The sequence below is a fragment of the Exiguobacterium sp. s123 genome (genome assembly GCF_018617075.1).
In the GTDB taxonomy this organism is placed as follows: domain Bacteria; phylum Bacillota; class Bacilli; order Exiguobacteriales; family Exiguobacteriaceae; genus Exiguobacterium; species Exiguobacterium profundum.
The window spans coordinates 5,863-18,289 of record NZ_JACSJL010000015.1 but is presented as its reverse complement, the minus strand read 5'-3'; the positions used below and the strand labels follow the sequence as shown (position 1 = coordinate 18,289).

At 48.8% G+C, this 12,427-nt stretch carries 8 protein-coding genes, 2 tRNA genes, 1 rRNA gene and 1 other annotated feature; of the genes, 8 read left to right on the top strand and 3 right to left on the bottom strand.

The annotated features are described in order from the left end of the window. Positions 1-87: ribosomal RNA gene (gene rrf, locus KNO72_RS15325) — 5S ribosomal RNA — on the top strand; the annotation flags it as partial. 248 nt (positions 88-335) lie between these two features. After that, entirely contained in the window at positions 336-1,799 is a 1,464-nt protein-coding gene (gene guaB / locus KNO72_RS15320; protein WP_078145949.1) for an IMP dehydrogenase, read from the top strand. Positions 1,800-1,838: 39 nt separating this feature from the next. On the opposite strand, the gene KNO72_RS15315 is transcribed toward guaB, so the two are convergent. The 3 genes from KNO72_RS15315 to pdxR all read right to left on the bottom strand — a co-directional run bounded on the left by KNO72_RS15315 (position 1,839) and on the right by pdxR (position 7,422). After that, positions 1,839-5,261, bottom strand: coding sequence for an alpha-amylase family glycosyl hydrolase (locus tag KNO72_RS15315; RefSeq protein WP_214758764.1), 3,423 nt, complete (start codon positions 5,259-5,261; stop codon positions 1,839-1,841). Between the two features lie 140 nt (positions 5,262-5,401). After that, positions 5,402-6,022 carry a class A sortase gene (locus tag KNO72_RS15310; protein ID WP_214758762.1) on the bottom strand — a complete coding sequence of 207 codons (621 nt, stop codon included), beginning with the start codon at positions 6,020-6,022 and terminating at the stop codon, positions 5,402-5,404. Next, positions 6,019-7,422 carry a MocR-like pyridoxine biosynthesis transcription factor PdxR gene (gene pdxR / locus KNO72_RS15305; RefSeq protein WP_078145946.1) on the bottom strand — a complete coding sequence of 468 codons (1,404 nt, stop codon included), beginning with the start codon at positions 7,420-7,422 and terminating at the stop codon, positions 6,019-6,021. The genes KNO72_RS15310 and pdxR overlap by 4 nt, the downstream gene beginning before the upstream one ends. A 287-nt stretch (positions 7,423-7,709) precedes the next feature. Between pdxR and pdxS the strand changes: the two genes are divergently transcribed. The 6 genes from pdxS (at position 7,710) to KNO72_RS15275 (ending at position 12,427) form a co-directional block, all read left to right on the top strand. Further along, entirely contained in the window at positions 7,710-8,600 is an 891-nt protein-coding gene (pdxS, locus tag KNO72_RS15300) for a pyridoxal 5'-phosphate synthase lyase subunit PdxS (protein ID WP_012727762.1), read from the top strand. 4 nt (positions 8,601-8,604) lie between these two features. Continuing rightward, positions 8,605-9,180 (top strand): pyridoxal 5'-phosphate synthase glutaminase subunit PdxT, encoded by a 576-nt coding sequence (gene pdxT / locus KNO72_RS15295; protein ID WP_047795939.1) that lies wholly within the window; start codon positions 8,605-8,607, stop codon positions 9,178-9,180. 85 nt (positions 9,181-9,265) lie between these two features. Beyond that, positions 9,266-10,513: a D-alanyl-D-alanine carboxypeptidase family protein gene (locus KNO72_RS15290; protein ID WP_214732141.1), complete on the top strand. Its 1,248-nt coding sequence runs from the start codon at positions 9,266-9,268 to the stop codon at positions 10,511-10,513. 18 nt (positions 10,514-10,531) lie between these two features. Then, positions 10,532-10,740 (top strand) — a binding site (T-box leader). Between the two features lie 51 nt (positions 10,741-10,791). Further along, entirely contained in the window at positions 10,792-12,075 is a 1,284-nt protein-coding gene (gene serS, locus KNO72_RS15285; RefSeq protein WP_214758759.1) for a serine--tRNA ligase, read from the top strand. A 138-nt stretch (positions 12,076-12,213) separates the two neighbouring features. Beyond that, a tRNA-Ser gene (locus KNO72_RS15280) sits at positions 12,214-12,304 on the top strand. 37 nt (positions 12,305-12,341) lie between these two features. Then, a tRNA-Ser gene (locus KNO72_RS15275) sits at positions 12,342-12,427 on the top strand.

The window sequence follows — 12,427 nt, the reverse complement described above, 5'->3', positions numbered from 1 at the left end:
GTTCCCATGCCGAACACGGAAGTTAAGCGTCTCAGCGCCGAAAGTAGTTGGGGGATCTCCCCCTGTGAGGATAGGACGTTGCCAGGCAACAACGCAGGACGACTGAGCATACGCTCGGTCGTTTTTTTACGTTCATAATGAAACCGAACTCCAAGATCTACTGATCCATACAATGAAATTCCGAACAATTTGCATATAATTTAAGCCAATGAACACAATTCTGAACTTTCTGAACATCGGGAATTGAATTGCACTTTTGCGTTATACCTGTTACCATTACAGAAATATTTCGAAACAAAGATGTAGGTAGAACGAGAAAGGGGCCATCAATTTTTATGTGGGAAAATAAGTTTGCAAAAGAAGGTTTAACATTTGATGATGTATTACTCGTACCACGGTTTTCAAATGTTTTACCACGTGACGTTGATTTAAGCACGAAGCTCTGTGAAGGACTCGAATTAAATATTCCAATCATCAGTGCCGGTATGGATACTGTCACTGAAGCCCCAATGGCGATCGCTATGGCCCGTCAAGGTGGTTTAGGTGTCATTCACAAGAACATGTCGATGGAAATGCAGGCTGAGCACGTCGATCGCGTAAAGCGCTCAGAAAATGGTGTCATCACAAACCCGTTCTATTTAACTCCAGACCGTCAAGTATATGATGCAGAATACTTGATGAGTAAATACCGTATTTCGGGCGTTCCAATCGTCAACTCAGAAGAAGAGCGTCAATTGATCGGTATTTTAACGAATCGTGATCTTCGCTTCATCAAAGACTATTCGACGGTAATCAAAGATGTCATGACGACAGAGAATCTCATCACAGCAAAAGTGGGTACATCGCTTGAAGAAGCTGAACGTATCCTTCATCAACATCGTATCGAGAAACTTCCACTTGTCGATGAGAACGGCGTATTGAAAGGTCTCATTACGACGAAAGATATCGAGAAGGTCGAACAGTTCCCGAACGCAGCAAAAGATAAGCAAGGTCGTCTTCTTGTCGCAGCTGCAGTCGGTGTGACGAAAGACGCGGCCTCACGTGCTCAAGTGTTGGTTGAAGCAGGTGTGGATGCACTAGTCATCGATACGGCACACGGTCACTCAGCTGGCGTACTTGAAAAGGTTCGTGAATTACGTGATATGTTCCCATCTCTTCCAATTATCGCAGGGAACGTGGCGACAGCAGAAGCGACACGTGCATTGATTGAAGCAGGAGCATCCGTCATTAAAGTTGGGATTGGACCAGGCTCGATCTGTACGACACGTGTCGTCGCAGGTGTCGGTGTTCCGCAAATCACAGCAGTTTATGACTGTGTGACAGAAGCGAAAGAGCACGGTGTCTCAGTCATCGCTGACGGTGGAATCAAGTACTCTGGTGATATCGTCAAAGCGATTGCCGCAGGAGCCAACGCAGTCATGCTCGGAAGCTTGCTCGCAGGTGTGAAAGAGAGCCCAGGTGAGATGGAAATCTACCAAGGTCGTCAATTCAAGACGTACCGTGGTATGGGATCGGAAGCATCGATGAAACGCGGAAGCCAAGACCGTTACTTCCAGGAAGCAGACAAAAAGTTCGTTCCAGAAGGTATCGAAGGTCGCGTCGCGTATCGCGGTGAACTGGCTGACACGGTCTATCAATTGATCGGTGGTCTTCGTTCAGGTATGGGGTATTGCGGCGCTGCCGACATTCGTGCCCTTCGTGAAGATACACAGTTCATTCGTATGACAGGTGCTGGACTCCAAGAGAGCCACCCACACGATGTCAACATCACAAAAGAAGCACCAAACTATTCACGTTAATGAAAAACCGCCATCCTGTTCACTCAGGATGGCGGTTCTTTATTTGCGTTTCTCGACTAAAATGACAGTTCCTCCTTGATCTTGTGCAGGAAGTGAGACGGTCACCTTCCCGTCTTTTTGAACCGTGTATGACTTGCCGCTATAGCGGTCAATCAAAACGGTCTTCGCCTTGTACGACGTCTTAAATGAAACGGTTTGCGCTTTTTCTTTCGTGTTCAATCCGACAAGAACAGACTGTTTGCCGTAGGCCCGCTCAAAGATCGAATAACCAGAAGTAGCATTCACAGCGACGGATGAACGCGTTCCTTTACTGAATACGTGAGAATAGTCTGCACGGATATTCAATAGTTTCTGGTAATGCGTATGCATCGCTTTCCCTTCCCCTTTGACACGTGACCAGTCGAAGTCATAGCGGTTCTCGTTAAATTCACCTTTGTCCATATCCCCTGCATGTTTACCAGATTGTCCGACCTCTTCTCCGTAATAGATGACCGGTTGACCTTTGGCCGTAATCTGAAGGGCAGCAGCGACCATTTGCTTGCCTGTGTCTCCACCTGCACGCGAGACGAGGAATCCATCTTCGTCATGGCTACTTAAGAATTGTCCAAGTGTTGCTTCATTCGATAATTGGTTATTCCGGTATTGAAGCGCTTTTTCTACATCTTCAATGTTGCCGTTTACGAATCGCTCGGCCTGGTATTTAAAATCGAAGTCGAGCAAGGAATCCATTTGACCACTTCTCAAATAGCCGCCTGTGTTGTTGATGCTGGCACCATAGTGTTCACCGATGAGTTTGAAATCTGGTTTGATTGTTGTCAGCTCATTTTTGAATGACTTCCACGTCGTTGAATCCACATGTTTGACCGTATCGACACGGAAATAGTCAATCGTGTTTCCTTTTTTCGTTTTCGAACGTTTGATCCAATCGGTCTGCCATTTGACCAATTGCTCCCGCACGGCCGCTTCCTCTGTCTTGAAATCAGGAAGACCGGACAAGGACATTCTGAGATCATCCCCGTCAACCGGATTCTCACGAATCATGCCATCGAATACTTGGCGTTCCGCATTCGTCGGGAAATTCGTGACGTCTGAACTTGCACCTGGTTCCATGCCATAGCCTGGATGGTTCAAGACGACATCGACCATGATTTTGATGCCACGCTTATGCGCCTCGTCAATGAGTTTATGGAATGCGGCCATATCTCCAAGATGTTCATCAAGTTTTTCAAAGTTTTTCGCCCAGTATCCGTGATAGCCATATTGAGATCCGTCTTTCCCATAACGCAAATCCCAATCGATGTTATCCACAATCGGTGTGATCCAGATCGTATTGATGCCTAAGTCATCTAGATAATCGAGCTTTTTCGTGACGCCCGCAAAATCCCCTCCGTGGTATGATTCCGGATGGTCTTTGTCGTAGTACTCACGGTTCGGATTGTCATTGGACACGTCCCCGTTATAGAAACGGTCGGTCAGCATGAAGTAGATTCGTGCCTCATCCCAATCAAAGGCTTGTTTCTCTTTCATCGATTTCGGAACGACACGGATGGTAGTCTTCGAGCGATGGACATTTCCATATTGGTCGACGGCTGTGACAGAGAGCGTCTTGTTTCCTGGTTTGACCGTATCTTTCACCGCAATGGTTTGTGCATTCAATGCACGGTCGATGTGCAACTTAGCGGGTCCACCGAGAGGTCGTGCATCGATGTAGAGTTCACGAAGCGTCACGCCCTTCGGTAAAGTTGGTTTCACCCGTAGGACGGCATTTTCGCGGGAACTAATCGCTTTTGGACTGACTGAAGAAGTGAGTTTAACGGGCGGTTGGCGATACTCGATTTGAGAAGACTCAAAGTACGGATCCTTCACTTCAGTCGTCACCCCGTCTTTTGTGACGAGATACGTGTAATCATGAACGCCTTCAGGCAAGCGCACGGTGTGACGGAACCATTCGTTTTCAGCCTCATACGTCATCGGATAAGTTTCACCATTGATTTTGAGTGCGACCTGCTCAATTTCACTCATTTTTCCGGATTCATAGAGTGCTACATCGCGATAGAAGAAACTGATCCCGTCTGTACCGTACACCGGTCCGTTAATCGTCGGAACTTGATGGAAAGTCCCTTTACCGCTTTCGACGCGGACCTTCGTGACACGGTCTTCTCCAAGCGTGACATATCTGTCTTCTCCGTATGCGTCCTTCACAGCCCAGTCCGTTCCTTTTCGGATCACAAATCCGACTTTGGTGGCGTCTTGACCGACGGGAATTCGGAAGATGGCACCGTCCTCCGTGATACGATATGGATCAACTTGGCCGTCTTTTTTGCCGGTGCTCCACGTCCACAAGTTCCAATCCGTATAATCTCCATCCGAGCGGACATATTTCATCTCGATATAACGAGTCGTTTCCCACGGATCAGCGAGCTTGGTTGCCGTTTTGAACGAAGTCGTCAAGGCAGGGAGTGACGTGTTCGAAATCGTCCCGGTCACTGCGTCCGCTGGGATTTTCGCCGTATAGGACGTATCGAGGGCGAGTGCCTCTTTCGGCTGAAGTGTCACGGTCGAACCGTTCATTGTCACGTCGACCGGGATCTGCGTTTCTCCTTGTTGTAGCGTGACTGCTTCAGTATCGAGACGGATCGGTTCGTTGAACGTCCATGTGATTGGGGCAGACACATCCACGTCGATCGAGGATGAAGCCGGGGTCACCGAAACGACCTCAAGCTGATCAATCGTCTCCACCCCATTTAACGTGAACGGGGCACTATATACGGATTGCGTCGACGGAGTAGCAGCGACGTTCCAGCTGTTCGCCAGTTGGTTGGCCGCGTTACTTGGAATCGTATCGAACGCACCATGCTCTCCTGCATTATTGCCGCTCAATACAGTCAAGGCACGAACTTGGTCTCCATTGTTTAGCCCGAGTAAGGATAATGGAATCTTTCCTTCGAATCCTTTCGTCCGGTCCACTGCGAAAGCCGCACCGTTCAATTGGTTCAATTGTAAGAGTGGGGTATCCTGTCCGGCCTTATAAAGGGCGGCCTCTTTGACTTTTTGATCGCCATCGACACGAACGAGAACATGATATTGAGGTGCCTTGTCGACGCCTGTAAAGTCGAATGGGTATCCGAGTGGATTTTCAGAGACGCCAGAATCTTCATCGTTAATTTGAAGGGCGATGTTAATGTATTGTCCGTTGTCGCCCCAATTCGGGACATTGTTCGCATCTACGTAAAAATAAAGATGTTGAGCATCGTTTTGTATGTATAAATCACCGACATCAAATCCTTGCCAACCCGTAGCCGGGGAAGTCGCAAGGGCTGGGGTTGAAGTCCAGTCTGTTTTCGATCCATCAATCGTCATCGTAGTCGGTTCGGCCAATGCGTTCATCGGGACACCGGCTTGAATGAGTAATGCTCCGGAAAGGATCAGCGTCGAAGCCTGACGAGCGGTTGTTTTTTTCATGAGGCACCTCTTCCTGTCAAATATATTTGCACACTTTTATGCAAACGTTTTCAAAAATAGTTTAGCGGAATTTGAAAGCGCTCACAATATGTTTTTGCAAAAATAATAAACCGCCTCTCCTATTTTGAAAGGAGAAGCGGTCAAGAGGATGGAGCGACGAGCTTTCCTTTTACAATCAGGCGCTCTGTCGTATCGAACGTACACGTGATTAACGTGATGGTTGGGGTTGAGGTGTCATCTAATACATCGACTCGTTCAGGAGAGACGGTTTCAAGCGAAGTGACTACGTACTCGTACGTTTGCGCTTCATCCTGAAGGTAGATCGTCGCACCGACCTCGATTTCATGGAGCGGTCCGAATAGAGCGGTCGCTCGTTGTAAATAGTGGCCGGCGAGCGCATAGTTCCCTTTGCCCATCTCTTGTTCAGGATGCATCGTTCCGGCGCCTACCGCGAGACTTTCATTGTCCAATCCTTTCATGATGGGAAGTTTCAGTGAGACATCGGGAATTGAAATCACGCCGATTGTCGGCAAATTATGAAACCGATTGCGCGCTTGTAGGACGTCCGATACAGAGAGTGGACTGACGGCTTTGAAATCATAACTTGGATCAAATTCGCTCTCTTCTTGAAATTTCATCTGTTCCACCACGTATTCACTCGTCGAACTGGCAATGGCATTTTTCCAAATCGGACTCGTCAAAAAGAGGATGCCGCTCCCAATGAGTAAAAGTCCGATGAGCCACCGGATACGTCGATTCATGACTTCCCTCCTTTTGAAACTTCCCACGCAAGCATTAACTGAACGATCACGTCAGGTAAAGTCGACTCCGGCAAATGCGCAAACCCGAATAGAAATTGCTTGTGGGAGTCCGGATGCACGATGCGATAGTCGTTCATGGATTTAATGGCGATTCCGGCGGATTCGGCGGACCGCTTCAATTCTTGTTCTGTTCGCTCGGTCGCGATGGTCAACACGACGTGCAATCCGGCACTTGCTCCGGTCACGGTGACGGTCGGTTCGAATGGTCGGAAGGCAGCGAGGACACTTTCTAACTTACGACGGTATATTTTTCGCATCCGGTTCAAATGCTTTTCAAAGTCACCGCTCGACATGAATAGAGCCAACGTTTGTTGTTCGAACCGGGGAACGCTACAGGTGAAATACTGGTGTCGTTCCCGATAACGGTTTAATAAAGGTGTCGGTAAGACCATATAACCGATGCGTAAGGATGGCATGAGGGATTTTGAAAACGTACTGATATAGATAACCCGTTCATTCGGGTCCATGCTCTGCAGTGACGGAATCGGCTTGCCGCTATAGCGAAACTCGCTGTCGTAATCGTCTTCGATGATATACGTCTGATGGACGAGTGCCCAATTTAACAAACGTTGCCTTCGACTGACAGACAGGACGGTCCCTGTCGGAAATTGATGAGCAGGTGTGACATATAGTGCATCGATTGCATGACGCTCGAGTTCATTCACACAAACACCACTATCGTCTACGGGAATAGGAATCGATGTGCGTCCTTGTTGCTCGAACAACAGGCGCGTGAGCGGATAGCCAGGGTCTTCGATTCCGAAGATAGACGAGTCAGGTAAGAGATTCAAGAGCTGTGGCAACAGCTGTTCCGTTCCGGAGCCGACGATGATCTGTTCTGGTGAGCACTGTACGCCGCGGGAGTGATAAAGATATGTGGCGATTTCTTGGCGTAATTCTAGATCTCCTTGAACAGAACCTAACGCAAGTAATTCATGATTCACGTCATCGACGACATGTTTGATATGTCGCTTCCATCGTTCAAACGGGAAGGCAGTCGTGTCGATTTGACTCGGGGAAACATCATAATCATATGTCTTTCGCTGAGGGGCTGGTGTGATGGTACTACTCGAGCGCCGGACGTACAGTTCCTCTTGAGGTAACACATAAAATCCTTTTCGAGGAATGGACTCGATGTATCCTTCGGCGAGTAACTGGGCATACGCGAACTCGACCGTGGTCTGCGAGACATCTAAAAATTGAGAGAGCTTACGCTTTGAAGGTAATTTGGTTCCTGTCTTTAACGTATCGTCGAGGATGGCATCCCGAATGTGCTTATACAATTGCTCGTAAAGCGGGATGGACGATTCTTGATCAAGCGATAAGGTAAGCATATCCATGGTGTGACGTTCCTTTCTTTACGAACCAAAAAAGAAGTAGAGTATAAACCCAAGAATAATGATGAAAGAGACAATCCCGGGTGTACCAAATGAGGCACGATGACCCCCATCAAACGAATCACGGTTTAACATACGTATTCCTCCTTTATACTTCAACAGGTTCGGGATAGATGAAATGGAGTCCTTTATTTAAACTGACCACTTTAAATAATAAGAAACTGACACTTTTAATATAGTCAATACAACTTATACTAGCAAGTAGAACACGAACCAATGGAGGGATTTCAATGGAAAAGAGACAAGTAGGGACAGATAAAGTAAAACGTGGGATGGCAGAAATGCAAAAAGGTGGCGTCATCATGGACGTCATCAACGCCGAACAGGCGAAGATTGCTGAGGCTGCCGGTGCTGTGGCTGTTATGGCGCTCGAACGTGTACCATCAGATATCCGTAAAATGGGTGGCGTTGCCCGTATGGCTGACCCGACAATCATTGAAGACGTCATGGGGGCAGTATCTGTACCGGTTATGGCAAAATGCCGGATCGGGCACATCGCTGAAGCACGCGTCCTCGAGTCAATGGGGGTCGACTTCATTGACGAGAGCGAAGTTTTGACACCAGCCGACGAAGAGTTCCACTTGTACAAGCGCGACTACACGGCGCCGTTCGTATGTGGAGCACGCGACCTCGGTGAAGCAGCCCGCCGTATCGGTGAAGGGGCAGCGATGATTCGTACAAAAGGGGAGCCAGGAACAGGGAACATCGTCGAAGCGGTTCGTCATATGCGTACAGTCCAAGCGCAAGTGAAACGTCTCTTGTCGATGAGTGTGGATGAGGTCATGACAGAGGCGCGCGACCTCGGTGCACCGTTTGAAGTATTGATGCAAATCCGTGAAGCGGGCCGTCTGCCGGTCGTAAACTTCGCAGCAGGTGGAATCGCGACACCAGCGGATGCTGCCTTGATGATGCACCTCGGGGCAGATGGAGTCTTTGTCGGATCTGGTATTTTCAAAGCAGAGAACCCAGAAAAATTTGCACGTGCCATTGTAGAAGCAACAACGTATCACGATGACTATGAGCGAATCGCACACTTGTCAAAAGGATTGGGTGAGGCGATGAAAGGACTCGATGTCCGCACACTCAAAGAAGAAGAACTCATGGCACCACGAGGCTGGTAAGATGGTGACGATTGGCGTATTAGGGATGCAAGGCGCGATTCGGGAGCATGTTCGCATGCTGGAAGCGCTCGGTGCCCAAACCGTTGTAGTCCGCTCGCTAGAAGACTTGCAAGCGATTGACGGACTCGTGTTACCAGGGGGAGAGAGTACGGCGATGCGGCGATTACTCGACCGTTACGGTCTGCTCGAACCACTTCGAGAGATGGAAACGTTACCGATGTTCGGCACATGTGCCGGCATGATTCTTCTCGCGAACGAAGTCGAAGGGTATGACGCCCACTTGAAGAAAATCCCGATGACAGTGAAACGCAATGCGTTCGGACGTCAGGTCGACAGTTTTGAAGTCGACCTTCCAGTGAAAGGAATCGATGAGCCAGTCGAAGCGGTCTTCATTCGTGCCCCACAAGTTGCGCGCGTTGAACCAGAAGTAGATGTGCTCGCTGAAGTCGAGGAAGCGATTGTGGCGGTCCGTTACAATCAGTATCTTGCTTGCTCGTTCCACCCCGAATTGACGGATGACCTCTCGTTACATCGCTATTTTATCGAGATGGTCAAAGCGAATCAGAGTCAACATGTATAAGTTTGAAGGACCTCGCAAAAAGGGGGTCCTTCAAACTTATTTTTTGTTACACTGAACAAAGAAGCGTACAGAAAGGGGAAACGATGTGAAGGCTCGTTATTTCATCATATTGCTCACAGTCGTATTCGTCATGCAGACCATCTTGCCATCGGCTGCCTCTGCGGCCGCTCCGAAAGTGGATGCAGCAAGCGCGATGCTTGTAGACGTGACGACAGGACAAGTTCTATTTGCCAAACAAGAAGATTCGATGCTTCAGCCGGCTTCAATCACGAAGCTGATGACTGCATTTTTGACGCGTGAGGCGATTCAGGCAGGGAAACTCAGTTGGACACAAGAAATCACACCGAGCGATGCTGCTTTGGCGTTGACGAGAAAGCCGGGGTTGGCACGAATCCCGTTGTTAAATAAACCATATACCGTCAAAGAATTATACGATGCCGCGTTGATTCGTTCAGCGAATGAAGCGGCCGTAACGCTCGGGGAGGCCGTATCCGGTTCGGAAGAGGCATTCGTCAAAGAGATGAATCGCCGGGCTGATGAACTCGGGATGACGCAGACGACGTTCGCGAACGCCTCAGGACTCGATTCTGAATCCGCTGGCCTACCAGGAGACAACTTGACGTCTGCTAAGGACTTGATGAAGCTCGCGATCGCGTATTTGACGACGTATCCGGAAGTGCTCGACGTGACGAAGCGGGCATACGTGGACGTCGACGGTGTTCGATTTGATGCGACGAATCGCATGCTCGCTAATCGTGACCTCGCTTATCCGGGAATGCTCGGCTTCAAGACAGGCACGACGAATGAGGCGGGATATTGTTTCATCGGCGTATCCACACGGGATGGGCGTACCGTTTTGTCGGTCGTCCTCGGTGCAACATCGGACGAGGAACGTTATGCAGCAACGAAAGCGCTACATGATTATGCTTATGCGGATTTCGTCATGACCCCAATCTTGCGGATGGGGGAGACAATCTCCAAGATGGCAACGGTCTCTCAAGGCGAGGAAGAGCAAGTCGCGGTCCGAACGACGAACGACTTTGAGGTGTTGGTTGAAAAAGGAAGACCCGTACCGGAGCCCGAATATGATCTGCTTGATTTAGAGGCTCCGATTAAGGCTGACACACAGGCAGGCATGGTCACCATCGATTCTTCGGAGAACGTACGCTATTTAGAGGGAGAGGCTCCTCCTAAGATGGCACTTGTTACAGCGGAGTCGGTCGATACCGCCTCGTTCTTGACGAGAATAACGCGAGCTTTTTTGGATTTCCTCGATCAAATCCGACTCGCACTTGGAAAAATCAGTCTTGTCGAACAAGTTGAGATGTTGTAAAGTAAGATTAATTCAATGACAGATGCGATGATGAGAATAAGTACGTTACGTACGTCTACTGACAGAGAGCTAGTGGTTGGTGCAAACTAGTGAGATGACGTGACCGAATCGGCCTCGGAGCATTGACTTGGAAACAAGTCACGTTCGCACACGTTACGTGCATCGAGTGGCTCAAACATTTGGGCAACGAGGGTGGCAACGCGGATCCAAGGTGGTTCGTCCCTTTCCTACGGGAAAGGGACGTGCCACCTTTTTTATATGAAAAAGGAGGAATAGCAATGTTAGACATTAAACGTTTGCGACAGGATTTTGAAGGAATCAAAGAAAAGTTAGCTCACCGGGGGGAAGACTTGAGTGCACTTGACCGCTTCCCACAACTAGAGGAGAAACGTCGTGACTTGATCAACGAAGTGGAAGTGAAGAAAGCGAAGCGCAACGAAGCGACAAAACAGATCGCTGAATTGAAGCGGAACAAAGAAGATGCCGAAGGCCCGATCTTAGAGACACGTCGCCTCGGAGATGAAATCAAACTGTTGGACGAAGAGTTACGCGAAGTTGAGGCAGAACTCAACTTGATCTTACTCAGCATCCCAAATATCCCGCACGAATCAACACCAATCGGCGAAACGGAAGACGACAACGTGACGATTCGCGAAATCGGGACAAAGCCCGAGTTTGATTTCGAGCCCAAGCAACATTGGAACGTGATGGAAGACCTTCAAATCGTCGATGTCGAGCGCGCTGGAAAAGTAACGGGTAGCCGCTTCGTCTTCTATAAAGGATTAGGCGCTCGCCTAGAACGTGCCCTGATCAACTTTATGATGGACCTTCATTCAGATGAGCATGGGTACGCTGAAGTGTTACCTCCTTACATGGTCAATCGTGATTCAATGACAGGAACGGGTCAGCTTCCTAAGTTTGAAGAGGATGCATTTAAAGTAGCGGATACGAACTACTTCCTCGTTCCGACGGCTGAAGTACCGGTCACGAACATGCACCGTGAAGAAATTCTTCCGGAGACACAACTTCCAATCGCGTATACAGCATATAGCGCAAACTTCCGTTCTGAAGCTGGGTCAGCGGGACGTGACACGCGTGGGTTGATCCGTCAACACCAATTCAATAAAGTCGAGCTCGTCCGCTTCGTAAAACCGGAAGAGTCTTATGAGCAATTGGAGTTGTTGACAGGTCATGCCGAAGAAGTATTGAAACGTCTCGGTCTTCCGTATCAAGTGCTCAGCATGTGTACGGCAGATCTCGGATTCACTGCCGCGAAAAAATACGATATTGAAGTATGGATGCCGGCACAAGGGGTATATCGTGAAATCTCGTCTTGCTCAAACTTTGAAGATTTCCAAGCGCGTCGTGCGGGAATTCGTTTCCGTCGTGACGCCAATGCGAAACCTGAGTTCGTGCATACGTTGAACGGTTCAGGTCTAGCGGTCGGACGGACGGTCGCAGCGATTCTAGAAAATTATCAACAAGCGGATGGATCGGTCGTGATTCCAGAAGTTCTTCGTCCTTACATGGGTGGGAAAGAAAAGATTGAAATGCCGAATTAAACGCTTGAGCAGCCTCGATTTTGAGGCTGCTTAATTTTTTTAATGTTTTTTCACAAAAGGGTTTGACATCTGTCTCTTCAGTTGGTACTATAAATCATGTCGAGCGACACTGTTGCTCACGAATTGCATATGAGCTTTGGAGGTGTACCCAAGTGGTTTAAGGGAACGGTCTTGAAAACCGTCAGGGGTGTAACAGCCTGCGTGGGTTCGAATCCCACCACCTCCTCCATTTCTTTTTTGGAGGCTCACACAATTTTATATCTTTTGGAGGTGTACCCAAGTGGTTTAAGGGAACGGTCTTGAAAACCGTCAGGGGTGTAACAGCCTGCGTGGGTTCGAATCCCACCACCTC